The organism is Rheinheimera sp. SA_1 (assembly GCF_001669775.1).
Lineage (GTDB): Bacteria > Pseudomonadota > Gammaproteobacteria > Enterobacterales > Alteromonadaceae > Pararheinheimera.
The window spans coordinates 82,622-107,936 of the sequence record NZ_LXWK01000011.1 but is presented as its reverse complement, the minus strand read 5'-3'; the positions used below and the strand labels follow the sequence as shown (position 1 = coordinate 107,936).

General features: G+C 49.3%; 22 protein-coding genes. 10 read left to right on the top strand and 12 right to left on the bottom strand.

The genetic code is table 11. The annotated features are described in order from the left end of the window. Positions 1–9 precede the first annotated feature (9 nt). From A5320_RS22335 to A5320_RS01675, 10 genes are all read right to left on the bottom strand, one after another. Positions 10–1,026, bottom strand: coding sequence for a septal ring lytic transglycosylase RlpA family protein (locus A5320_RS22335; protein ID WP_068060100.1), 1,017 nt, complete (start codon positions 1,024–1,026; stop codon positions 10–12). Further along, positions 1,026–2,132, bottom strand: coding sequence for a rod shape-determining protein RodA (rodA, locus tag A5320_RS01715; protein ID WP_068060098.1), 1,107 nt, complete (start codon positions 2,130–2,132; stop codon positions 1,026–1,028). The genes A5320_RS22335 and rodA overlap by 1 nt, the downstream gene beginning before the upstream one ends. After that, the gene (mrdA, locus tag A5320_RS01710) at positions 2,125–4,290 is read right to left on the bottom strand and encodes a penicillin-binding protein 2 (protein ID WP_197489948.1); all 2,166 of its coding nucleotides are present in this window, start codon (positions 4,288–4,290) and stop codon (positions 2,125–2,127) included. Before mrdA ends, rodA begins: the two co-directional genes overlap by 8 nt. Positions 4,291–4,292: 2 nt before the next feature. Further along, positions 4,293–4,763 carry a 23S rRNA (pseudouridine(1915)-N(3))-methyltransferase RlmH gene (rlmH, locus tag A5320_RS01705; protein ID WP_068060092.1) on the bottom strand — a complete coding sequence of 157 codons (471 nt, stop codon included), beginning with the start codon at positions 4,761–4,763 and terminating at the stop codon, positions 4,293–4,295. Between the two features lie 5 nt (positions 4,764–4,768). Then, positions 4,769–5,089: a ribosome silencing factor gene (gene rsfS, locus A5320_RS01700; protein ID WP_068060089.1), complete on the bottom strand. Its 321-nt coding sequence runs from the start codon at positions 5,087–5,089 to the stop codon at positions 4,769–4,771. 59 nt (positions 5,090–5,148) lie between these two features. Continuing rightward, positions 5,149–5,787: a nicotinate-nucleotide adenylyltransferase gene (nadD, locus tag A5320_RS01695; protein WP_068060088.1), complete on the bottom strand. Its 639-nt coding sequence runs from the start codon at positions 5,785–5,787 to the stop codon at positions 5,149–5,151. 12 nt (positions 5,788–5,799) lie between these two features. After that, a complete protein-coding gene (holA, locus tag A5320_RS01690; protein WP_068060087.1) occupies positions 5,800–6,846 on the bottom strand; it encodes a DNA polymerase III subunit delta in 1,047 nt (348 codons plus the stop codon). Positions 6,847–6,849: 3 nt separating this feature from the next. Continuing rightward, complete coding sequence (locus A5320_RS01685; protein WP_068060085.1) at positions 6,850–7,347, bottom strand: LPS-assembly lipoprotein LptE; 498 nt, start codon at positions 7,345–7,347, stop codon at positions 6,850–6,852. A 1-nt stretch (position 7,348) separates the two neighbouring features. Then, the gene (gene leuS, locus A5320_RS01680) at positions 7,349–9,982 is read right to left on the bottom strand and encodes a leucine--tRNA ligase (protein ID WP_068062832.1); all 2,634 of its coding nucleotides are present in this window, start codon (positions 9,980–9,982) and stop codon (positions 7,349–7,351) included. Between the two features lie 256 nt (positions 9,983–10,238). Further along, positions 10,239–13,082 carry a TonB-dependent receptor domain-containing protein gene (locus A5320_RS01675; RefSeq protein ID WP_068060083.1) on the bottom strand — a complete coding sequence of 948 codons (2,844 nt, stop codon included), beginning with the start codon at positions 13,080–13,082 and terminating at the stop codon, positions 10,239–10,241. Between the two features lie 377 nt (positions 13,083–13,459). Here A5320_RS01675 and A5320_RS01670 point away from each other — a divergent pair, with 377 nt between their 5' ends. The 6 genes from A5320_RS01670 to A5320_RS01645 all read left to right on the top strand — a co-directional run bounded on the left by A5320_RS01670 (position 13,460) and on the right by A5320_RS01645 (position 19,503). Next, positions 13,460–13,912, top strand: coding sequence for a zinc ribbon-containing protein (locus A5320_RS01670; protein ID WP_068060080.1), 453 nt, complete (start codon positions 13,460–13,462; stop codon positions 13,910–13,912). Between the two features lie 119 nt (positions 13,913–14,031). Further along, positions 14,032–16,452 carry a Lon protease family protein gene (locus tag A5320_RS01665; protein ID WP_068060077.1) on the top strand — a complete coding sequence of 807 codons (2,421 nt, stop codon included), beginning with the start codon at positions 14,032–14,034 and terminating at the stop codon, positions 16,450–16,452. Beyond that, positions 16,442–17,182: a DUF2959 domain-containing protein gene (locus A5320_RS01660; protein WP_231916639.1), complete on the top strand. Its 741-nt coding sequence runs from the start codon at positions 16,442–16,444 to the stop codon at positions 17,180–17,182. Before A5320_RS01665 ends, A5320_RS01660 begins: the two co-directional genes overlap by 11 nt. Before the next feature lie 38 nt (positions 17,183–17,220). Continuing rightward, positions 17,221–18,276 carry a LacI family DNA-binding transcriptional regulator gene (locus A5320_RS01655; RefSeq protein ID WP_068060074.1) on the top strand — a complete coding sequence of 352 codons (1,056 nt, stop codon included), beginning with the start codon at positions 17,221–17,223 and terminating at the stop codon, positions 18,274–18,276. A gap of 103 nt (positions 18,277–18,379) precedes the next feature. Continuing rightward, positions 18,380–18,706 (top strand): hypothetical protein, encoded by a 327-nt coding sequence (locus A5320_RS01650; RefSeq protein WP_068060071.1) that lies wholly within the window; start codon positions 18,380–18,382, stop codon positions 18,704–18,706. A 245-nt stretch (positions 18,707–18,951) separates the two neighbouring features. Next, complete coding sequence (locus A5320_RS01645; RefSeq protein WP_068060068.1) at positions 18,952–19,503, top strand: cytochrome b; 552 nt, start codon at positions 18,952–18,954, stop codon at positions 19,501–19,503. A 105-nt stretch (positions 19,504–19,608) separates the two neighbouring features. On the opposite strand, the gene A5320_RS01640 is transcribed toward A5320_RS01645, so the two are convergent. Then, positions 19,609–20,154, bottom strand: coding sequence for a glycine zipper 2TM domain-containing protein (locus tag A5320_RS01640; RefSeq protein ID WP_068060065.1), 546 nt, complete (start codon positions 20,152–20,154; stop codon positions 19,609–19,611). Between the two features lie 307 nt (positions 20,155–20,461). Here A5320_RS01640 and A5320_RS01635 point away from each other — a divergent pair, with 307 nt between their 5' ends. The 4 genes from A5320_RS01635 (at position 20,462) to A5320_RS01620 (ending at position 23,730) form a co-directional block, all read left to right on the top strand. Next, positions 20,462–20,911 (top strand): YybH family protein, encoded by a 450-nt coding sequence (locus A5320_RS01635; RefSeq protein ID WP_068060062.1) that lies wholly within the window; start codon positions 20,462–20,464, stop codon positions 20,909–20,911. Between the two features lie 22 nt (positions 20,912–20,933). Beyond that, the gene (locus tag A5320_RS01630; RefSeq protein WP_068060061.1) at positions 20,934–21,278 is read left to right on the top strand and encodes a YciI family protein; all 345 of its coding nucleotides are present in this window, start codon (positions 20,934–20,936) and stop codon (positions 21,276–21,278) included. Between the two features lie 34 nt (positions 21,279–21,312). Further along, positions 21,313–22,611 carry an RNA polymerase sigma factor gene (locus tag A5320_RS01625; RefSeq protein ID WP_068060060.1) on the top strand — a complete coding sequence of 433 codons (1,299 nt, stop codon included), beginning with the start codon at positions 21,313–21,315 and terminating at the stop codon, positions 22,609–22,611. Between the two features lie 192 nt (positions 22,612–22,803). Beyond that, on the top strand, positions 22,804–23,730 hold the full coding sequence (locus A5320_RS01620) for a chemotaxis protein (protein WP_068060059.1): 927 nt from the start codon (positions 22,804–22,806) through the stop codon (positions 23,728–23,730). A 17-nt stretch (positions 23,731–23,747) separates the two neighbouring features. Here A5320_RS01620 and lnt read toward each other — a convergent pair whose 3' ends face one another. Then, the gene (lnt, locus tag A5320_RS01615) at positions 23,748–25,307 is read right to left on the bottom strand and encodes an apolipoprotein N-acyltransferase (RefSeq protein ID WP_231916638.1); all 1,560 of its coding nucleotides are present in this window, start codon (positions 25,305–25,307) and stop codon (positions 23,748–23,750) included. Positions 25,308–25,315 lie beyond the last annotated feature (8 nt).

Below are 25,315 nucleotides of genomic sequence, written 5' to 3'. Positions count from 1 at the left end.
CGCTGGCAGTTAACCACTACACAGTTTTTTATTGGTGAAAAAAGCATCCGGATAACCACTACTTCTTAAATTTTCTAACCAACTGGCCGCAGCTGCTGGTTCGTGCAATGGCCCGGCTAACAGTTTAAACATGCCATTGGCAGTTTGAACTGTTGTGGGTACAGACCACTGTTGTTGTAATTCGTTCCCGAGGCGGTTTATTTTTGCCTGATCGCCACTGGCAATTAGCTGAATAAAACATCCTTGCGAGGTATTTTGCCCCATAGACTGAACGGAAGCCGGGGGAGGCAAGCTTACCGGTGCCGTTACTGGCGCTGTTGCCGGTGCTGAGTTTCTGGCTGCAGCTGGCGCCATGGTTTCGGTCATTGGCTCGTAAGGGATCATCGGCTCTTGTGCAATAGGCGTGGCAAAACTGCTCATATTTTCCATGGCAGGAGATGCCACCAACTCGACTTTCACCCGACCGGTGCCGGTTTGATATATCCCTAACTTGTAGGCGGCAGAGTAGGACAAATCAATGACCCGGCCGTTATGAAACGGGCCGCGGTCATTGACCCGTACTATCGCGCTTCTGAAATTATCGAGGTTGGTGACCCGTACATAAGAAGGTAATGGCAAGGTTTTATGGGCGGCGGTCATTGAAAACACATCGTACTTTTCACCATTGGAGGTGTTGTGACCATGAAATTTGTTGCCATACCAGGACGCTGTGCCGGTTTCGCTGTATTCGGTAATAGTCGTGGTTGGGTAATAATCCACACCATAGATATTGTAGGCTTTGTTGCCACCGCGGCTTAACGGCTCCACTACAGGTTCAGGATCCATCATTTCGTCAGCGGTTGGAAAACGCAGCGGAATACTGTCTTTTTGTTGCGCGTACCGGCCTTTATTCGGCTCTGGATACGAAGCTGAGCTTGATTGATCTGAGGGTTGTGGCGCGCTGGAGCAAGCGGCTAGTAACACTGTGGCAGAAATCAGCAACAAGGGTTGCGCCAGAGAGCGCTCTAAACAGGAAAATTTTTTCATTATTGATTCGCTAACATCCGTTTGTGAGTGCTGATCGACATCAGAATGCCAAAGCCGGCCAGCAAAGTCACCAAAGAAGTTCCGCCAAAGCTAATCAGAGGCAGCGGAACACCAACCACCGGCAGGATACCAGATACCATGCCAATATTAACAAAGACGTAGACAAAAAATGTCAGAGTAATGCTGCCCGCCATAAAGCGGCTGAAATTGTCCTGCGCTTGACTGGCAATGATCAGGCCACGGCTGATCACAAAAAAATACAGTGCCAGCAACGCCATCACACCCATTAGACCCATTTCTTCGGCATACACTGCAAATATAAAATCGGTGTGCCGCTCCGGTAAAAATTCCAGTTGCGACTGGGTACCCTGCATCCAGCCTTTGCCTTCAAATCCACCGGAGCCAATCGCAATCATCGATTGAATGGTTTGATAACCGGCACCTAATGGGTCTTGTTCTGGATCAAACAGCGTTAACACCCGTCGTTTTTGATAGTCATACATCAAAAAGTGCCATAACACCGGTAAAAATGCGGCGATGAGTGCCACCAGAACACCAATAATGCGCCAGCTCATGCCTGAGAAGAACAGCACAAAGACGCCAGACATCGCAATCAGAATCGACGTTCCTAAATCTGGTTGTTTGGCAATCAGTAAAGTCGGTATTGCGCAGATGATAAAGCCGGTGAGCAGATCCCGATTTCTTGGCGGCATCGGATGTTTTGCCATATACCAGGCCACGGCCATCGGCACTGCCAGCTTCATCATTTCCGATGGCTGAAATTTGGTAAATCCCAAATCAATCCAACGGGTTGAGCCTTTGGCGGTATAGCCAAAAAACTCGACGATCAATAAACATACTAGACCGCCGATATACATCGGGATTGCCCAATAGCGAAAGGTATTGGGATGGATCTGCGCCAAAAATAGCATGATGCCTAGGGCAAAAATCATCTTCAGCGCCTGGCCTTCCACTTTAACCAGATCCTGACCATCGGCGCTGTACAGCGTAAAAAGTGCCACCAGCAGCAGAATCACTATTCCGGATAACAGCGGAATATCGATATGCCAGCGTTGCCAACGGGTCTGATGCTCCTGATTACTCATCGATGGGTTTTTCCTCGGTCGTCGTTGGCGGTGATGGATTGCTTTCGGTTGCCGTTTGTTCAGTTGATGTCGCCACAGCCGGTGATGTCTGGCCGGCCGGTAAAGTCTGTGGCGGCAGGCTGTTTGCATCGGGAATTATGGCATTGCCGGATTTTCGCTGCAGCTCGGCTGCTTTACGTGCTTCTTTGGCGGCTTTTTCGCGCGCGGCTTCTTCGGCATAGGCCTGTTCGCGTAGCACCATGGCGTCATAACGTTGTTGCTGGATCACGGCGATCTCTGCAATCGACGGTAGTTTTGGCGCGTTATATTGTGGTGAAAAATAATAGTCCAGCATCTGCCGCGCCACCGGCGCCGCGTTACTGCCACCACCACCGGCGTTTTCGACCACCACAGCAATGGTTACTTCTGGTTTGTCATGCGGGGCATAACCGATAAACATCGCGTTGTCACGATGACGTACGTTAATCGCCTTGGCATTGTATTTCTGGCCGGCGGCGATGTTGATGACTTGCTGCGTACCGGTTTTTCCGCCAATGGTATAGGTTGCTCCCAAAAATGCGCCTCTGGCAGTACCACCTTCTTGATGGGCGGTGCGGTACATCGCTTCACGGGAAATCGCCCAGTTATTGGGGTCGACCACGGTAATAGCCTGCTCCAGCGGCACCAGCAGCGATTGATCTTGCTGCTGGTTATGGAAATTCCGCGCCAGTCTTGGCGTGATCCGACCACCGCTATTGACTAAAGTGGCGGTGGTTAACGCCATTTGCAGCGGAGTTGCTTGCCAGTAGCCCTGGCCGATACCAATATTAATGGTATCGCCTGGTCCCCAGTTTTGCTTGTGTTTGGCCCTTTTCCAGGCGCGGGTTGGCATATTGCCTTCGTTTTCTTCATGCAGATCTATGCCGCTTGGTCGGCCAAAACCAGCTTTAGTCATAAAATCGGCAATTTTGTCGATGCCGAGTTTGTAAGCGAGATGGTAAAAATAGGTGTCGCAGCTTTTTATAATGCCAGTGTAAATATCAACATAACCATGGCCCCATTCTACATGGTCGCGCCAGCGTCGGCTGACGTTCGGCAGCCGATAGAAGCCAGGATCCGGAATGCGGGTTTGTTCAGTGACGGTGCCGCTTTCCAGCCCCAACACGCCAAGCAAAGGTTTGATGGTGGAAGCGGGTGGAAACAAACCTTGCGTGATGCGATTGACCAGCGGTCGATCTGGTGAATTCAGCAATAAGTTGTAATTTTTACCACTAATGCCGTGCACGAATAAATTCGGGTTGTAGCTGGGGTTACTGTAAAACGCCAATACCGAACCGTCTCTTGGATCCAACATCACCACAGAGCCTCGGTTTTCGCCCAGCGCTTCCTGCGCTTTGAGCTGCAGACCTAAATCAATGGATAAATACAAATCATCGCCGGAAATGGCTGGTTGATCGCGTAAGGTCCGGATCACCCGGCCACGACTATTCACTTCAACTTCCTGATAACCGACAGTGCCATGTAACTGGCTTTCATAGAATTTTTCGATACCGGATTTACCGATATCGCGACTGGCGGCGTAATTGGCACTGACTTCTGCCGCTTCCAGCGCCTGATATTCTTTTTCGTTAATTTTGCCGATATAACCCAGCGCATGAGTTAACAAGTCGCCATAAGGATAATTGCGGGTTAAACGGGCTTCGAGGGTGACACCAGGAAATTGATGCAGATGCACCGCCAAAATAGCGACTTCCTGCTCGGTTAAGTGTTCTTTTAACGAAATACTTTTAAAGCGGCGTTGTTTTTTGACGTCTTTATAAAAGCGTTCCTGGGTGTCGGCATCAATGCTAATTAATGCGCTTAACGCGGTCACTGTAGCCGGTAGATCTGCCACTTGCTCTGGGATCAGTTCAAGTGAATGCACCGGGCTGTTTTCGGCTAGCAATACGCCATTGCGATCAAAAATCATCCCGCGATTGGGCGACAGTGGCACCAGTTTGATGCGATTGCCATCGGCGCGGGTGGAGTATTCTTCGTAGCGGACCACTTGCAGCTGGTATAAATTCAGCAGTAATACCAAAAACAGCACCAGAACCACAATCACCGAAAATACAATACGCCGGTTGAACAATATAGCTTCGGCAGCATGATCGGCGATGGCAATCCGGGTTTTGCGCATGGTCACTCGCGATGGTAAGGATGGTTGGTACTGATGCTCCAGGCGCGATACAGGCTTTCGGCCAAGACCACTCTGACTAGCGGATGCGGCATGGTCAGTGCCGATAACGACCATTTGGCTTCACTGGCAGCGATGCAGGCGGGTGCCAGACCTTCAGGTCCGCCCACCAATAAACATACGTCGCGGCCATCCATTTGCCATTGTTCGAGCTTTTGGGCAAGCTGTGGACTGCTCCAGTTGCCGCCTTCCACTTCCAGCGTCACAATGCGACTGCCTTTGGGCACTGCGGCCAGCATTTTCTCGCCTTCAAGGTCTAAAATGCGTTTGATGTCGGCATTTTTGCCACGTTTCCCGGCCGGAACTTCAATCAGCTCCAGCGGCAAATCGCGCGGAAAACGCCTGGCATATTCTTCATAGGCCGTACTGACCCAGGCTGGCATTTTCTGACCGACAGCAATCAACAACAACTTCATCGTGATTAGGCAGCCCAGAGTTTTTCCAGCTGATAAAAGCTGCGGCTTTCATCAAGCATCACGTGAACAACCACTTCACCGAGGTCAACCAGTACCCATTCGCCAGTCTTTTCACCTTCAACACCGAGAATATGTAAACCGGCTTTTTTGGCTTCTACCACCAGGTAGGCTGCTACGGAACGAGTGTGGCGATTCGAGGTCCCTGTACAAACCACCAGACATTCGGTTTCGGTGGATTTTCCTGACACGTTCAACTGAACGATGTCTTTTGCTTTCATATCGTCAATCTTATCAACGACAAAGGCGATTAATTGCGAAGTTTGCACTGGTATACCCCATTGGCTGTGCGCTAAAACGCGGCATTTTAACAGCTTTTGTGCCGAAGTTATACCTGATAGAGCTGATGCTCCAGGATATAAGCTGCTACCGCGTCTATTTGCAGCGCATCGGCATTGCTGTTTGTTGATTGTTGCAGTGATTTGCGAATAGCGGTGGCCGAGACATCCAGCATTGGGTTTGGCAGGATTACAATTCCGCCGTGAGTTTTACTTCGTAAATCGCTGACCGCCTGCAGCTGATGCTCTGCCAATAAAGCTTTGGTCTCGATGCTATCGGGCTGATAACCTGGTCTTTGGCAGACCAGTAAATGGCAAAGTTTTAAGATGTCTCTGTAGCGAAACCAGCTGTGAAACTGGGTTAAGGAGTCCATGCCAATCACAAACAGCAGGGTGTCGTTTGGATATTTCGCGCGCAGTAGTTCCAGCGTTTCCACAGTATAAGACGGTGAGTTTTTTTCAAGTTCAATGACATTCAGCGCCAACTGCGGGTAGGGGGCAATTGCCAGCCGCACCATTGCTGCGCGATGTTCGCTGCTGACCCCAGGATGCGCGCGATGGGGTGGAATATGGCAGGGGATGAGTTCCAGCCGATCCAGTTGGCAATACTGCTGCACATAAAGCGCAGACTGCAAATGACCTTGATGGATGGGGTCAAAAGTACCGCCATAAAAACCTAGCATTGCCATGGCTGCTGCGCCTTAAGATGCCAGTTGTTGTTGCAAAGAAAACAATTTTGGCACTGGTTTGATAAACAGCGTCACTAAATGCCCCAATGCCACTTCCGGGTGCGACAGCTGACCCGATTTATAACCCCGGTCAAAACAAGCCAGTTCCTGCACCAGATAATGTAACCAGTTGCTGGATAAGCGTAGTAATGCCTGTTGATACAGCGGCTGGCGTTTTGGCCAGATACTGAATTTTTTGTACAAATCTGCCAGCGGCAAGCCTTGTTGTTCGGCGGCCTGCAGTTGTAATAAAGTCAGCGCTTCTTTTTGCAGTTGCCAGCCAATCACCACCGCTTCGGTATCTTGTTGCAGCAGCCGGTCGAGCCGGTGCAAGGCTTCTTCACCCAAACCGGCGAGCACGGCGTCAATCAGTTGAAACACGGTAAAATGCGACTGATCGGCGAGATATTGTTGTAAAAAAGCTGCATCCAGCCATTGGCCGTAATGAGTGAGCGCCAGTTTTTCCAGTTCTTGCCGTGCCGCGAGTAAGTTCCCGGCCGCATGATGTTGCAGCAATTGCAGGGCGTCGGTTTGTAGTTTTAAACCCAACTGTTGCGCCCGCTCTTTTAGCCAGCGCATAAACTGGCTGTCGTCCAGCGGGTAAAACTGCACCTGTACGCCCATTTCCGACAAGGTTTTAAACCAGCTTTGTTTGGTAAATTCGGTGGCAGATTTCGCCGCATGCAGCACCAGAATGACATCGGCATGCAATAAAGCGGGCAGTTGTTTAAGTTGCTCAAGTGCGGTGGGAGTGAGTTTGGCGGTGCCTAAATCCAGTTCCAGCAGCTGTTTTTGGGCAAATAACGACATGCTGTTCAGCTCGTTAACAAAGTCGGCCCATTCAAAATTGGCTTCGACAATAAAACTTTGCCGATCGTCAAAACCTTGTTTTTTAGCGGCAGCGCGAATGTCATCCAGCGCTTCCATTTTTTGCAGTGGTTCTTCGCCAAACACCAGGTAAACCGGCGCCAGACTTTTTTTAAGCTGGGCGCCCAGTTGATTGCTGTAAAGCTTGAGCATGGCTTACAGCCGGCCGAGTTGGCGGATGATCCGTGCGACTGCCTGACCACGCAATTCAGCTAACAACAAATCCAATTCACGGGCTTTTGCCAAAGCGCGGTTCGGATCGTCCTGATAATCGCGGAACAGCTCAATCTGGTACGGCACCGGTTCTTGATTGGGCAGTTGTAACTGGTAGTTGACGGTGTAAATCAGTTCGTATTCCGCCACCTGACCATTCGGGAACAACGATAAAGTCCGGCGTTGCAGGCTATCGCGGTCCAGGGTAATTTGCGGAATATCGACACTGCTTTGCTCCGGCAATTGCACATTGTTGCGACTGAGCTGCATGCTGAGTTCAGTCAACAACTGTGAATGCCGGTCGCCTTGCAGATGAATAGCCGGATATTTTGCTAGCGGTAACTGGCCACGCAGATGAAAACCACAGCTGCCGAGCAGTAAGCTGGCAAGCAGCAGCACTGGCAGTAACAGCTTCACTAAAAATACCGGCTTTTCAGTCATATTAACCCACCACCAGACTTAACAATTTGCCCGGTACGTAAATCACTTTACGCAGCTCAACGCCTTCTAAGTACTTCTGCACGTTTTCTTCCGCGCGCGCCAGTGCCATCACTTGCTCTTCGGTCGCATCAATCGCGACCGTCACTTTGCTGCGCACTTTGCCGTTGATTTGCACCACCACCAGCTTTTCATCTTCAACCAGCGCTGATTGGTCAACCACCGGCCAGGATGTTTGTTCAAGTTCAGTGTGATGACCTAATTCGCGCCACAGATGTTGTGATAAATGCGGCGTGATAGGGTTCAGCAACGCCACTACAGCATGAATACCTTCAGACAGCACCGGCAGGTTCTGATTTGGCTCTGTTGCCGCTTTTTGCAGCTTGTTCATCAGCTCCATAATGGCGGCAACGGCGGTATTGAAGGTATAACGGCGACCGACGTCATCGGTGACTTTAGCAATGGTTTTATGAATTTCGCGGCGCAGTGTTTTTTGATCTGGCGTTAAAGCGGCAACATCCAGAGCCGGAACATTGCTGTGCGTTTTAAACTCATTAACCAAAGTCCAGACCCGGCGCAGGAAGCGGTTAGCGCCTTCAACAGCAGAATCTTGCCATTCCAGCGTTTGCTCTGGTGGCGCGGTGAACATCATAAATAACCGCACCGTGTCGGCGCCGTACAAGTCGATGACGGTTTGTGGGTCAATACCGTTATTTTTCGATTTGGACATTTTGCTCATGCCCGATGAAACCACCGGCAAGCCGTCCGTTTTTAACAAAGCCTGAGTGATGCGGCCTTTGTCATCACGTTCAACCGTGACATCCTGCGGCGAATACCAGGTTTTGCTGCCACCTTCGTTGTCGCGGTAGAAGGTTTCGGCCAGCACCATGCCCTGACATAACAGGCGTTTAAACGGCTCGTCGCATTGCACTAAACCGACATCACGTAATAATTTGTGGAAAAAGCGCGAATACAATAAGTGCAGAATGGCGTGCTCGATACCGCCAACGTACTGATCAACCGGTAACCAATAATTGGCTTTGGCCGGATCCAGCATGCCGGTATCGTGTTGCGGGCTGCAATAACGGGCGTAATACCAGCTCGATTCCATAAAAGTATCGAAGGTATCGGTTTCATGAAAAGCGGTTTTACCCATGTAACTGGTTTTGGCCCAGTTTGGATCAGCTTTGATCGGCGATGTGACGCCGTCCATCACCACATCTTCTGGTAACCGCACGGGTAGCATCGCTTCTGGCACCGGTACTTGCGTACCATCTTCCAGCGTCAGCATTGGAATTGGCGAACCCCAATACCGTTGACGGGACACACCCCAGTCACGCAGGCGGTAATTCACTTTGACCTGACCGATGCCTTTTTTGGCAAGTTTGTCAGCAATGGCTTTAAAGCCTGCGGCAAAATCCAATCCATCAAATTCGCCAGAATTGACCAACACGCCTTTTTCGGTAAATGCGGCAGTGGTTAAATCGCAGACTGCAGCAGAGCCAGCAGCTGGCGCGATAACTTGTTTGATTTTCATGCCGTATTTAGTGGCGAATTCAAAGTCACGTTGATCATGGCCTGGTACGGCCATCACGGCGCCTGAGCCGTAATCCATCAACACAAAGTTGGCGACCCAAATTGGCACTTGCTCACCGGTCAGTGGATGTACGGCGAAGAAACCAGTGGGTGCACCTTTTTTCTCCATGGTGGCCATGTCGGCTTCGGCAATTTTGCCGCCTTTGCACTCGTCGATAAATTTCGCTAATTGATCATCAAGCTTGGCGGCCTTTTGCGCCAGCGGATGTTGTGGTGCAATCGCCACATAAGTCACGCCGTAAAGGGTATCAGGGCGGGTGGTGTAGACGCTGAAGTCGTAGCTCGAACCTGCCAGACTGAACGTGATTTCGACACCTTCTGAGCGACCAATCCAGTTGCGTTGCATGGTTTTGACCTGCTCTGGCCATTCGTCCAGTTGGTCTAAATCCTGTAATAACTCTTCGGCGTAGTCGGTGATTTTGATAAACCACTGCGCCAGTTCGCGCTGTTCCACTAAAGCGCCGGAACGCCAGCCGCGACCGTCGATCACTTGCTCGTTAGCCAACACACATTGATCCACCGGATCCCAGTTCACTGTGGCCATCTTTTTGTAAACCAGGCCTTTTTCAAACAGCTTAGTGAAGAACCATTGTTCCCACTTGTAATATTCTGGTTTGCAGGTGGCGAGCTCGCGGTCCCAGTCGTAACCAAAACCTAAACGTTTCAGCTGGTTTTTCATGTAATCGATATTGGCGTAAGTCCAAATCGCTGGCGCGGTTTTATTGGCGATGGCGGCGTTTTCAGCCGGTAAACCAAAAGCATCCCAACCCATAGGTTGCATGACGTTTTTGCCCTGCATCCGCTGGAAACGGCTGATCACATCACCAATAGTGTAATTGCGCACATGGCCCATATGTAGGCGGCCACTTGGATAAGGGAACATCGACAGGCAATAGTATTTTTCTTTGCTTGGATCTTCGACCACTTTAAAGGCATTGCTTTGTTCCCAATGTTGCTGCATCTGGGTCTCAATGGCTTTTGGATCATAAGTTTGCGCTGGGGTTTGCGTGGCGGTGTGGGCTGGGGTATGTGTTTCAGACATCGAAAATTCCAACTGTTCAATCAAAGGCGGCCGGCACCTGATAAGGTACGCGACAAAAAGTGCCGTTAGCATACCGCAAGCAGGGTACAGACAACAACCCTGCAACTTCAAGGATGGAGGGTATAAAATGACGAATAGTGCAGTCGATGACTGAACCAAAATAAAAACCCCGGTTGCAGGCAACCGGGGTTTTTTATGAGCTTATGCTGAATTTTTCTGCTGGTAGTTTAACGACTACCAGCCGAAGAACCTCAGCTTAGAAGCTGTAGCTTACGCCTGCAGTGATACGACGACCGATCACGTCCCATGCAGCACCGTTAGTGTTCTGGCCTGGGATCATTGGAGGGTTACGATCGAACATGTTCAGTACACCAACACGAGCCTGGAACTCTGGCGTTACGTTGTAACGAGTTGTCAGGTCGAACGTCGTATATGAAGGTACGTCGTTGTAGTTGTTCTGGTTTGGAGTCCAGTCGTTCGCTTGAACTGTATCAGAACGATGATTTACAGTCACAACAGCAGAAGCATCACCATAAGTGTACTCAGTGCTGAAACGGTGTTTCCATTCTGGCAGTACCACTTCACCTAAATCGTCAATCAGATCTTCAGCAAAACCAGTTGGGTTGGTTTCGTAAGTAGACATATATGTGCTGATTAAACGCATGTTGAAATCACCGAAGTTTGTCGCGAAACGATATGAAGTTTCTAAATCGACACCTTCTACGTCACGTGAAGCAGAGTTCACTGGCTTCTCGAAGTAGTTGTTAATTTCAAACGTAGCAGCATCACGAGTCAACAGTGGGCAGTACGGGTTATCCAGTGAAGAAGACTGGTAGCAGTATTTCACTACGTCAGGACCAGTAAAGCTGTTGATGACGTTCGTCAGTTCAAACTTCCAGTAATCGACTGTGAAACCCAGACCTTCGATCTGAGCTGGCGTGTAGATAAAGCCAATGGTGATGTCGTGTGCAGTTTCGTTGGTCAGATCAGTGTTACCGATGATGAAACCTGGACGTGTTGAGCCTTTCCATTCGGTAGAAGGTTCAAACGTTGTTGGAACACCTTGTGCAGCACAGTTTGCCAGAATCTTGTCTTTGTACTTAGCGTTAAGACCAGCACGTTGGCTGACGGCACAAGGATCGTTCAGAGTGCGGAACGTTTGACCTGGTGGGTTGTATAATTCACCAATGTTTGGTGCACGGACTGATTTCGCTTTGTTCAAACGAACACGTAAATCATCAGTGACTTCCCAGTTCAAACCTACTTTCCACGCATCATCAGAACCTGAAGTTGAGTAGTCCATTTTACGGTAAGCAGTTTCGAACGTCAGCATTTCAACCAGAGTCAACTCAGACAGTAATGGTACTGAGAATTCAGCTGAAATTTCGTTAACGTCAAATTCACCTTCCAGTGGTTGTGAGCTGTTGTTGAACAACAGACCGGCACGCATTGCTGGATCTGGCAGTGTGGACGAACCTTCTTTGCGGTATTCAGCAGTGAATGCTGTAGTGATGTAACCTGCTGGCAGTTCATACAGTTCGCCAGTCACAGTTGCAGAAACCACTGACTGCTCAATTGATGAACGACGCATAGCGTCTGTTGATACCCAGTTATAGGCTGCATCGCTGTAAATACCACGACCCAGCACGTTTAACGGTAAACAACCCTGACCACGGGCTGCTGCATCACGACATTGCAGGGTACCGCTGGCAGTTTTCTCTACGTCAACAGCTTGCAGGAAGCGGTTATAGAACATCTCACCGTACCATTCGGTATCAGCTTGTACATGGCCGATAGCTGCATATACGTCGTAAGACCAGGTATCAGTGAGTGCACCGTCAAAACCCAGAGAAATACGGGCTAACGTACGTTCCTGGCTATATTTACGGTTGCCGAAGTCAGATGCCAGGTAGCCCATGGTAACGCGACCAGCGGCATTGGCAGAAGCGATTAACGCTGAAGCTTCTGGCGTTAATAAACCATTGTTTGCGCTGACAGCAAAGTTGATGAAAGCAGGAGAACTTTCGCCGTATGCTTCAGAACGCGTCAGGTTTAATTCCATGCTCATATTGTGATCGTCATTGATCGCATAGTTCATATTAGAAACGAAGCTGATGCGGTCTAATGGTGTACGCATGAATGAGTTTTCAGCGAAGTTGTAACCTTCACCACCGATGTAGTCAACACGACCACCAACCAGTGGAGGTAACGCTTGACCCAGGTTCATCAGACGAACCTGACCATTGTCACCAAATGTATAACGTTTGCCGCCAGATACGAAGGTACCTGATGGAGAGTAAGCTGCCAGAACTTGTTGGCCTGTACCCCACATGACCCGTAATGGGCTGTTCGGGTCAGTTGCAACGTAGTTCGGGTTTTGAATAGCGATTGGACCTTCACGCAGGTAGTCACGGTCCATATAAGAAACCTGGTTTTGTGAAGCCCAGCTCAGGTTTGATACGAAAGTCGCTTTGCCAGCTTCAGCACCGAATGTTAAAGAAGCATAATCTTCTTCACCACCGCTCTGAGTTGGGCGCGTGGTAGAAACATCAACGGTTACACCGTCGAATGTTTTCTTGGTGATGATGTTCACAACACCTGCAACAGCGTCAGAACCGTAAACAGCAGAAGCACCACCAGTGGTGATTTCCACGCGTTCGATCATTGCAGTTGGGATGTTGTTTAAGTCAACAGCGCTGCTGCCTGGTGCACCAGATACAAAGCGACGACCGTTCACTAATACCAGAGTACGGTTTGAACCCAGACCACGTAAGTCGGTGTTGTTCAGGCCGCTGGCGAAAATAGTGTTGTTAGTGGTTTCTGGTGACAGACCAACTAAAGTGTTAGGCATTTTGTGCAATAAGTCAGCAACGTTGACAACACCAGCATCGACCAGGCCGTCACCGGTGATCACAGTCACTGGCGTTGGTGATAATTCGCCGATACGTTTGATTTTTGAGCCGGTAACTTCAATACGCTCAACTTTGTCTTCTGCTGTCGTTTCTTGTGCAGAAACGGAATTCGCGAACAGGGCCGTGGTGGTAACGCCCAAAGCTAATGCTAAACGCACTGCCTGGTTCAATTTATTGTTAGAATGCATCCTGGATTTCCTTGTATATCTATGTTGAAAATAGCGCTGGAAAGTCGAAAAAATGCGTAGTAAATGGCATTTCCGCAAGGTCTTTTCGACCATTTTCCCAGCACGACAACAAACTAACTACTTCGTTCAACAAAAACAACTGTAATGCGTTAAATTGCACAAAAAAGCTATCGAAAATGAGGTTGTTGCAAATGGTTCGCATTATCCGGCGATTTCAGATGGTAAAAGTGTAATTATTTATGCTTAAAAGATTCTTAAATGTGAAGTTATGTGACATTCGCGCGGCATTTAAAGATTAGTTTCGACAGATTAGGAACAATCCATGTTGCGGCAACTATACTGTTTTACGAGTACCTTTTGTCACAAGGGGAATAGTGATGCAAGATTTTCATGCCCGTTATCAGCAATGGCTGAATGAGCTTGCTGCAGCCATAAGTCTGGCAAAACAGCAGCAAGTGACGCAGTTGTTTAATCTCAGTGAAACCCTTAAAGCTTACTGGAAAGCCGGGAATGAACTGACCGCTTACGAAACCAGCCTGTTTATCGAAACTTTCCGCAGGCAGTCTGATGAACAGACGATGCCATCATTGTGGCCGGAAACACTTTGGTATGAATTAGCACAGGTCACCGACAAAACGCAGCTGGAGTGGCAGGACCTACAAAGTGATTTTGTCCACAACGGGGTTTATCTTGCCGGTGAGGAAGTCGGCATGGGAATTTATTGTTGTTATGACTGTGGTGGATCTGTAGTTTTTTATCATCCAGCTTCACTCGGCGAATGTGCTGCCTGTGGTGCTAACCGATTTCGCCGTCAGGGTCTGCCAGTGTAATTCACTGACAGATCCTGCTCATTTCTCTGCATTCACAACAGCCGGCTGCATTTAGCCACTTTCGCCCTGAGTAGTTTTTGTTACTATAGGCGTCAGTTTTTTTCCCGGGAATAATTTGCATGACGCATCCGGCCGTAACTAAAGCCTCTTCTATTCATATCCAAAGTTTCGCTTTGCCCGTCGATCAGCTTGGCCCGCAACTCGATCAGCAACTGATCACCGATGCCTTAGATGTCGCCGGTTTTAGCAGTACATTTATTGGCCAGGATCGCGCCAAAGCGGCGTTGTCATTTGCCATTGGCATGGATATGCCGGGTTACAACCTTTATGTGATGGGTGAGCCTGCGCTGGGTCGGTTTACCTTGGTGCAGGATATTCTGCAATCAGCGGCCAGTGAAAAAGAAACACCGGACGACTGGTGTTATCTCAATAACTTCGATGATGAACGTATTCCACAAACCTTGCGGCTGCTGCCAGGTGAAGGCCGGGTATTGGTCAAGAAAATCGAAGCTTTAATTGACGAACTGCTGGATACCTTTCCGGCTGCTTTTGATAACCCGGGTTATCAACGTAAGAAAAAAGCCATTCACGCCACATTTGACGACAAATATGAAGCCGCAATTGAGCTGGTCGAGCGCAAAGCGCTGGAAAAACAAGTGGTGTTGTACGAAGAAAATGGTGCTGTTAGTTTTTCGCCGGTGGTAGATGGTAAGCCTTTAGACGACGCTGAATTTGCTAATTTATCTGATGACAAACGCCAGTTTTTCTATGGTCTGGTGTCAGAGCTTGAAACCATTCTGAACGAGCAGTTGATTGAGCTGCCACAGTGGAAGCGTGAACTTTCCGAAAACTTACGGACTTTACGCCGCGACACCATCGAGCAGGCGATCAAACCGCTACTAAAACAGTTGGAACACGATTATGTGACCGAGCTTGGTATTTTGCGTTATCTACGTGAAATGAAACCCGAGCTGATCAAAGCCGTGCTGGAATTACTGCCAGAAGAGCTGGAAACCGACAAACTGGAAGAAATGGATTTACGCAGTTTGTTTATCGGCGATTTTGTGCCCAATGTGTTGGTGCATCATGAGCTGATGTCCGGTGCGCCTATTGTGTTTGAACCGAACCCCAGTTACGGCAACTTGTTTGGCCGGGTCGAATACAGTTCTGAACAAGGCGCGCTTTATACCAATTACCGGATGATCCGCGCCGGAGCTTTGCATAAAGCCAATGGCGGTTATCTGATTTTGGATGCTGACCGTTTGTTGTCGCAGCCTGCGGTGTGGGATGCGCTGAAGTTAGCACTGAAAAGCGGTGATATTAATATCGACACGCTGTCTGACCATGCCGTGACCAATTCCACCATTATTACTCCCAAAGCCATTCCATTGAATGTGAAAATTGTGCTGCTCGGTTCCCGCGATTTGTATTATCTGGTGCAGGATGGCGACGACGAATTTAACGAATTGTTCCGGGTACTGGCTGATTTTGAACATTATTTGCCTTTTACTGCCCAGACTATGAAGTATATGTCGTTGCAGCTGCAGGATCAGATCCAGGCATTGGACGCCGGTCCGTTAACCGCTTGTGGCCTGAAGCAGTTGCTGAACTTTAGTTTCCGTCAGGCCGAACATCAGCGCAAGTTATCGGCGCGCTTTGCCGATGTGCTGGAATTGGTACGCGAAGCTTGTTATTACGCTAATCAGAGCGGTGATGCTGAACTGACTGCGCTGCATATTCAACAGGCGCTGGCGGGCAAACAATACCGCACCGGTCGCATCAGTGAATCCTTTTTAGAAGATATTCAGGAAGGCCAAATTCTGATTGATACTGATGGCGGTGCTGTTGGTAAGGTAAATGGTCTGACCGTACTGGAAATTGGTGACACTGCTTTTGGTACGCCAGCGCGTATTAGCGCTACTGTATATCCTGGCTCAAATGGTGTGATTGATATCGAGCGTGAAGTGGAATTGGGCAAAGCCATTCACTCCAAAGGTGTGATGCTGCTAACCGGTTATCTGGGTGCTAAATATGCGCAAACATTTGCGCTGACCTTGTCGGCCAATATCGCAATGGAGCAGTCTTATGGCCTGATTGACGGCGACAGCGCTTCACTTGCTGAAGTTTGTGCGTTAATTTCAGCCATTTGTAATGTGCCAATTCAGCAATCGCTGGCGGTGACCGGTTCAATCAACCAGCACGGCCAGGTGCAGGCGATAGGTGGCGTCAACGAGAAAATCGAAGGTTATTTCCGGCTGTGTCAGTCACGCGGATTAACCGGCACCCAAGGCGTAGTGATCCCGGCTAGCAATCAGCTGAATCTGGTACTGAACGATGAGGTAGTTGCTGCAGTCGAAACGGGTCTGTTCCATATTTATGTCGCTAAAACTGTCGATGATGCGCTGGAGCTACTGACTGGCGTGGTGGCGGGTGTGAAAAATAGCCGCGGCCAATACCCGAAAAAGACTTTAAATGCGCTGACGATGAGCCGGCTGGCGGCAATTGCTGAACTGGTAAATGGCTCGGCCGATGATGAATAGTCAGACGATGAATAAAGAATTGAATTTTATGATGTTAAACAAGGTGAAGATGCAAAAGATGTTGAAAGTACCAACTTTGGTAAAAACGCTGGGGCTGGCTTCTCTGCTGGCGTCATTGGTAGTGTTGCCTGGTTGCACCACGGCTTATTATGCCGCGATGGAAAAAGTTGGCGTGCACAAACGCGATATTCTGATTGATCGGGTGGAAGAGGCGCGTGACGCCCAACAAGCCAGCCAGCAGGAATTTAAAGATGCGCTGGATCAGATGAGTCAATTGCTGAATTTTCATGGTGGCAATTTACAGCAGCGCTACGAGGCACTGAGTGCGCAATATGACGACAGTAAAAAGTCGGCCGAGGAAGTGACCAGCCGCATTAACAAAGTCGAAACCGTGGCTTTTGATTTATTTGGTGAATGGGAAGCTGAGCTTTCCCAATATCAAAACAAGCAGCTTAAAACCGACAGCAAAAAGAAACTGCTGGATACCAAACGGCAGTTTAATGAACTGGTGAAAGTGATGCGCCGTGCTGAAAGTAAAATGCCGCCAGTACTGCGTGTTCTCAATGATAACGTGCTGTATTTAAAGCATAACTTAAATGCAAAAGCCGTTGGCGCTATTCAGGGCGAATTTGGGGTGCTGCAGCAGGACGTCAACAGCCTGATCAGCGAAATGAACCGTGCTATTGCCGATTCCAACCAGTTTATTGCCAATATGAATAATAACGGCTGAGTCAGCACCTACCATAAAAAATAATAGAGAGGTTCGTCGTGAGTTCAGGGCTACCGCAGGCAAAATTAAAAAAACAGAACCTGAAAACGGTGGCTGCTGAACTCGGCGTGTCCGTGGCAACGGTTTCCAACGCCTTTAATCGTCCGGATCAGTTGTTGCCGGAATTGCGGTTGAAAATTCTGGCGCAATGTGAAGTGCTTGGCTACAGTGGCCCGAATGCAGCTGCTCGCAGTTTACGCACTGGTAAATCCGGCATTATTGCGATTTTATTGTCCGATACGCTGGAATATTCGGTCAGTGATCCGGTGGCCAATCAGTTGATTAAAGGTGTCGCCGAAGTACTACAGCAACAAGGCCGCGATTTATTGTTGTTGTCCGGCACCCATAATAGTCGCAGCAGCAGCGCCGAAGCGGTTCCCGACGGCTTTATTCTATATGGTGCGCCGAATAATCCGGAGCAGCTGGAGCGTATTTTGCGCCAGCAAAAGCCGATGATTACCGTCGATTGCAACGTCGACGATTTGCCGTCGGTCAATATTGATAATTTCAGTTCAGCTAAACAGATTGCCTTACATGCTTTTGCCAGCATGCCAGGCAAGATTGCCGTACTTGGCTTGCGGCTGATTGAGTCGGACCGGGTCTGTCGTATCCAACCGGATGAGCTGTATCGGTCTGAGCAGGCCATTTCCAGACGCCGGTTGGAAGGTTATCTGGCCGCCGCCAAAGAAGCGGGTCGAGAATTGCCAGCCGAAGCGGTGTGGCATATTCCGGTCAATCAGCACGAACAGGCGCTGATGGCCGCGCGCGAAGCTTTGCAACAAGCCATTCGGCCCAGCGTGTTGTTGTGCATGAGCGATCGCATTGCGCTGGCGGCGATGATGGTGGCGCGTGAACTCGGCATCGAGATTCCATCGCAATTGGTGGTGGTTGGTTTTGATGGCATTGAAGAAGGCGAGCGCTTTTATCCGGCGCTGACCACCATTCAGCAATACAGTGCCGAAAAAGGCCGGCTGGCGGCTAGTCGCTTGCTGGCGGGTGAGCTTAGCGGTGACGTTGAACTACGATGTGATTTAGTCGTTCGGCAAAGCTGTTAACCGTAAGGTTTTTTTGTTGCGGTTGCTGTTGGCAAGCCGCTTCTGCTAAGGTAGTTTTACCGGGTTCAGTGGCGTGTTTAATGATGTGTTTAATGGAAAAACAATGACAGCAACAGCGGCAATTCTGGAAGTGATTTATCGGGTGGAACCTGGCTGTCTTGGTCCGCAAGGTGCCGATTATATTGAAGATTTCTGTAAGTTCTCGCAGCCGCTGGTGACATCCCATACTGCTGGCTTTATGCGGTGGATTTTAGTGCCACGGTTTGATAAAAGTCTGCCGGAAATGCAGTGTACCCTGGCCGGACGAAGCTTAAATCCGGCGCAGGCTGCCCGTTATTTTGCGTTGTATCAGGCGAATGCCGACGATCTTGAAGCTGAACTCAACGAGCAGCTGACCTTGTTGATTGATCAGTATTTTGGACGCTGGTAGCTTCAGTGCGATATGACATCGCTCTCGTCTGACATAATCCGCATCTGATACTGTACTCATCTGACATTGCGCCGTTAATGCGCACAAATAGTTGCGCTGTATCAAGTTTCACTTCAACTCCGCGATCTACTTCATCCATTCTTAAGACTTGTCCGGTATGCTAAAGCTATTGTTTTGCGGACGGTCGTACGTACGCTGTTATCTGAGCGGCGAAAGCTGCAGGTCTTTTGTGCCAGGAGTCAACCATGTCAAACGCAACATCGAAAACCGCACCAAGTTTTAGCCGGTTAACCATCATTATCCATTGGCTGACGGTGCTGCTGTTTATTTGTGTCTATGTCAGCATGGAATTTCGCGATATTTTCGAGCGTGGTACGCCGGGGCGGGACCTGATGAAAACCAGCCATTATTGGTTTGGGATCTGCATTTTATTGTTGTTGGCCGTACGGCTGTTTGCCAGATTCAGTCAACCAACGCCAGCGATAGTGCCACAACAACCACAGTGGCAGCATCAATTGGCGAAAGTGGTGCATTTGGCCATTTACCTGTTGATGTTGGTGATGCCGGTTTTGGGGCTGTTTTTATTGTCGGCCGATGCGGTGCCGCTACGGTTGTTTGGCGCTGAGTTACCAGCGCTGATTGCCGCTGATGCCGCCACGGCTGAATGGCTGGAAGATTTGCACGAAATTGGCGCGACTATTGGCTATTATCTGATTGGTATCCACGCTTTGGCCGCGTTATTTCATCATTATTGGTTAAAAGACAATACCTTAGTGCGGATGAGTTTTAAGAAATAACTTGCTGTTGTGCTGCTTGCGGTTATCGCAGATAGCAAAAAGCCGAAGTGTCGCTTCGGCTTTTTTATAAAAACGGTGACGAAACTACTTATTGCGAATTAGCAGTTACGAACTGGCTTGCAAAGTCGCTGCAATCACCTGGCCATCTTTAATTAAAATCTTCTCGGCTGGTTTTTGATCCATCCGAATGTTTTTCAGCTCGCCATTCAGTAAATAACGGACGTCATAACCGACGGTGCGTTCTTTTTGTTGCTGTACAGTTTTGCAAACCCGTTTGTTCTGACTTTCAACATCGTTGTTTTGCATATCTTGTTGCACTTGTTTACCGGCATAACCACCGGCTGCAGCTGCAGCAACGGTTGCCACTTTTTTACCTGAACCACCACCAATCTGGTTGCCCAATACGCCACCAACGACGGCGCCAAGCACGGTACCGGTTATTTGATTTTCATCTTTCACGGCTTTTTTCTGTTGCACTATCACGTCTTTACATTGCTCAACCGGCTCACTGTAAGTTTCGATGATGGCTTTGCTGCTGACAACTTCAGCATATTGTGGTTCTTGATCCAGATATTTGTAACCGGCAACTGAGCCTAAAGCGGTAACGGCGATAGCGCCAATGATCGATCCGACTAACATTGAATTATTCATAGAGATGTCCTTAATTACAGCCTGCTGGCGAAGGTGGGTTCAAGGTACCGCCAAAAGGCTGTACTTAAGCTGAACGGCATATATAAAACAGGGTCATGCATGCTTAAAAGCTGCTGACGGCGCGTGCGCTGAAGTACATGAAGTTATATAGTCAGTATAATTTTAAATAAATCAGAGGTTTATGGTTTGATAGAAAGGTCGCGCGTTAAAAAACAGAATTATTTTTCAAGCGGCTTGTCGATTCGGTGGTTAGTGGAACGACTATAACAGCTATTGCGCAACTATTCACAACTAAAGGAGAATATCGATGCAACAGTCTCAACAATTAACCAGTGAACAACAAATTCGTGAACTTTTAGCCAGCTGGACCCAGGCGGTGCAAGCAAAAGACCTCAGCCGGGTGATGGCAATTTATGCGCCACACATTCGTTCCTTTGACGCAATTCAAAAGCTGCAGTTTCGTGGCGTTGAGGTGTATCGGGCACACTGGGAAAATTGTATGTCTCATTGTGGTGGCGGCCCGTCGGTTTTTCAGATGGCGCAGCTTGAAGTGGAAGCCAATGTTGATTTGGCATTCAGCCATGCGCTGATCCAATGTGGTGGTACCAACGAACAAGGCGAAGTACAAGGTTGCTGGATGCGAACCACGCAATGCTGGCGCAAAACAGCTGGCCAGTGGCAAGTGGTGCATGAGCATTTTTCGGTACCTTTTGATATGGTCAGCAATGAAGCGATGTTTTCGCTGCAACCCGATTAAATAGCAACCAGAAGGATCACCGATGAAATATTTATGTCTGGTTTACAGTAACGAACAGTTGCTTCACAGCTTACCTGAAAGTCCGCAGGATGCCGAATGTCAGGCTTATGCTGAACAAGTGGCGCAAAGCGGCCGGATGCTGGCGGCAGAAGCATTACAAGGTGTCGCTACTGCAACGACGGTGCGAATGCGTGCCGGGCAGGTGTTATTTAGCGACGGTCCTTTTGCTGAAACTAAAGAGCAGCTGGCCGGTTTTTACCTGATTGAAGCGCGGGATTTAAATGAAGCGTTGCAGTTGGCCGCGGGTATTCCGGCGGCGCGGGTTGGTTGTGTCGAAGTGCGGCCGGTGCGGCAACTAGCGGTATGAAATGGCGCTGTGAAATGACGCAAAAGTCCTAACTATGCCAATACTGCAATCTGCCACTGCGCTTGCTGCGCAAATTGAGCAACTGTATCAGCAACATTCCCGGCAAGTGCTGGCGACTTTGATCCGGTTGCTTGGTGATTTTGACCGGGCCGAAGATGCGTTGCAGGAAGCATTCAGTGCTGCACTGGCGCAGTGGCCACAAACCGGTGTGCCAGCATCGCCAGTGCCATGGCTGGTGTCCACCGGGCGGTTTAAAGCCATTGATAAACTGCGTCAGCAACAGCGTTTTGTCAGCGACGGTGAAACAGTGCTGGCGCAGATCGAAACAGAAGACGCGGACGACAGTTTTGCACTGCAAATGGATCAACAACAATGGCCTGATGATTATTTGCGGCTGGTGTTTACCTGTTGTCATCCGGCATTGTCACTGGAAGCGCAATTGGCGCTGACCTTGCGTGAAGTTTGTGGCTTAACCACCGAGCAAATTGCCCGGGCGTTTTTACAGACGCCTTCAACTATTGCACAGCGCATCGTCCGCGCCAAGCAGAAAATTAAAGCCGCCGCCATTCCTTATCAGGTACCGCCGCCACAGCAACTGTCACCCAGGTTACAAGCGGTGCATAAAGTGATTTACTTGCTGTTTAATGAAGGGTACTCGGTGCCGGCCTCGCAAATAAAAGCAGCTGACACTTTGTCGCAGACTGACGGTATGCAGCAAGCGGATTTAGCCCAGCAAGCTATCGATTTGGCGCGGCAGTTACTTGTACTTCAATTCGATACTGAAAGTTGTGGCTTATTGGCGCTGTTGTTATTGCAACATGCAAGGCAACAGGCACGGTTTACAGCGCAAGGGGAGCTGATTTTACTAGCTGAGCAGCAGCGACAGCACTGGGATCAAGCTTTGATTACTGAAGGGATCCGGCACGTGGAAACCGCACTTGCTTCAGGTCGGATTGGACCTTACGCCATTCAGGCCGCGATTGCGGCAGTGCATAGTGAAAGCACCGACAGTGCCAGTACCGACTGGCCGCAAATCTACGCTTTGTATCAGCTGTTATTTCGATTAGAACCGACACCGGTGGTGGCGCTGAATCAATTGGTGGCGTTCAGTATGTGCCATGGCCCGGCGGCAGCTTTGTTGCAATTACCACCGCTGCTTGCAGACGAAAGTCTGGCGCAATACCATTTATTGTTCGCAGTGGCGGCGGATTTCCACCGTCAGCTTGGGCAGAACACCGAGGCCATAGATTTTTATCGGCGGGCATTAACTTTGGCAGTTAATAACGCCGATCAGCAGTTTTTGCAGCAGCGGCTGACCGAATTATCTTCATAGCCAAAGGCTGATCTAAAGCAACCATCTCCTGCGCTTTTTCAATGATTTTTACCGCGTGCAGAATATTTTCATCAGACCGGCATTCCTGAAGCTAAACCACGAGCATTATTAGAGTTTTTCGCCTATCTTGTTCAGATGTCGCGAATGAAAAACCGGTATTGATCCGGTCATCCTAATCTGATGGGGAAAAGCATGAGTAGCCTGATGTCCAGCGTGGACCAAAGAACCAATATTGTCGGCCAAAACCGGCTGGAGCTGCTGTTATTCCGCCTTTACGGCACGCAGCCGTTTGGGATCAACGTATTTAAAGTGCGCGAAGTGCTGCAGTGTCCGGAATTAAGTGCTTTACCAGGATCACATCCAAACGTCCGCGGGATAGCGCATCTGCGTGGCGAGCCAGTCACCGTCATCGACTTAAGCATGGCAACCGGTGGCCCGATGATCACCGAATTAGCTACTGCCTATGTGCTGGTCACCGAATACAATCGGCATACCCAGGGCTTTTTAGTCTCAGGCGTTGACCGGATCATCAGCAGTAATTGGGAGCAAATTATGCCGGCGCCACAAGGGGCTGGCAAAGCGCATTACGTCACGGCGGTGACCAAGGTTGACGACAAATTAGTGCAAATCCTCGACGTCGAAAAAGTATTTTTCGAAATTTCGCCGGTGGATGAAACGGTCAGCGAATCGGTGAAAGAAAAAAGCAAAGACGTTGATTTTAAAAATCTGGTAGTGCTGGTGGCGGATGACTCAGCGGTTGCCAGAAACCAGGTGAAACGTGCGCTGTCAGCCATTGGCGTGGAAATTCAAACGGTTAATGATGGCCGGATGGCACTGGACTGGTTGTTGGCCAAAGCCGAAGAGCTCGGTGGCGACGTGTCGGGCAAAGTGCCGCTGTTGATTTCTGACATCGAAATGCCGGAGATGGACGGCTATACCTTAACCGCCGAAATTAAAGCCCATGAGCACTTAAAACGCATTCACGTGATTTTGCACTCGTCACTCAGCGGCGTGTTTAATAATGCGATGGTCAGCAAAGTCGGCGCGGATCAGTTTATTGCTAAATTCCACCCGGATGAGCTGGTGTCGGCAGTGCAACAATGGATGGCCACCGCCTAATTACCCTTCATATGCCGTTACAGCTGGCGTTGTTGACGCCAGCTGTAAAATCCAGACAACAGCAATAATAATCCAGCCAAGATCAGTAAAGTCCAGTCACCCGTTTTACTATATAAAGTCCGGCCTGCAGCTAACTGCACGTCAGCAACCAAAACCCCATCTTCAAACTGCGGTAACACCGCCTGCAACTTTCCATCTGGCAGCACGATACCCGTCACGCCATTATTGGTGGCGCGCAGCAGCGGCCGGCCAAATTCCAGCGCGCGCATCTGGGCAATTTGCATATGTTGCAGCGGGCCAATGGACGAGCCAAACCAGGCATCATTGCTGACCGTCAGCAAAAAATCGGTATCGTCGGTAAAGTTGGCCTGAATTTGCCGCGGAAAAACGATTTCAAAACACAAAGCCGCGAGCAACTGATAACCATTGGCCTGCAAATTAGGCTGTTGCCAGTCGCCGCGGGCAAACGAGCTATTGGGTAAATCAAAAAACGGGGCGATGTCGCGGAGTAACCGCTCAAAGGGCACAAATTCGCCTATTGGCAATAATTGGTGTTTCTGATAGCGGTTTCTGGTTTCGTAAATATAGTCGCCTGCGGTTGCCGCAGTACCGCTTTTCCCCAGCACAATCATGCCGTTATAAGCATCGTTATTGCGTTTGTAATCAAGTATACCGGTGATTACCGCGCTGTTATTTTCCGCCGCTTGCATATCCAGATTGAATAAATAAGCTTGCGCCAGTGGTTCAACCTGCGGAATAGCTGCTTCCGGCCAGACGATAATTTGTTGCTGCAGATGAGGTTTGGTCAGCTGCATATACTTTTTCATCGTTGGTAATTCTTGCTCCGGGAGCCAGCGCAGTTCCTGTTTGATATTGCCTTGCACCAAAGCCACGCTGACTTTTTCATTCTGCAATTGCCAGCCTTTGAAGGGATCCAATAGCGGACTTGCCAGCAATAACACCGCAGCAACCAGCGCCATTCGCCATTGTTTGTGTACCAGCAGCATCATACTGGCGGCAACGAAAACCATGATAAAAGTAATGCCGGTTTCGCCAATCAACGGCGCATAAGGCGCCAGATAACCTTCGGTCTGACTGTATCCTAAGGATAACCAGGGAAAACCAGTGAATAACCACGAACGCAGATTTTCGGCCAGGACCCAGCAGCTGGCCAGCAATAACGGCCACCATAGCGGATGTTTATTCAATGAAGCGGTCGTATTGAAACGCGGGTGACAACTCAGCCAGGCGGCGAGGGCAGGAAACAGGCTTAAATACGCAACTAGTAACGCCATAATGCCTAAACTGGCAACAAGTGGCATGCCGCCAAAAGTAGCGATACTGACATGCACCCAGCTCACGCCAAGGCCAAACCAGCCAACACCGTAGATAAAACCAAACCAGGCGGCTTTACCGGCACTTTGACATTGAAACAACACCAGACTCAGCAACGCCAAGGTAAAAAGCGGTAAAGCTGTGAGCTGATAAGGTGCAAATGCCAGCGTATTCGCAAGACCGGCGACCAGCAGCAACATACTGAGGAAAAGATCACGGCGGGAAAATTTCAAACTAAACACTTACAACT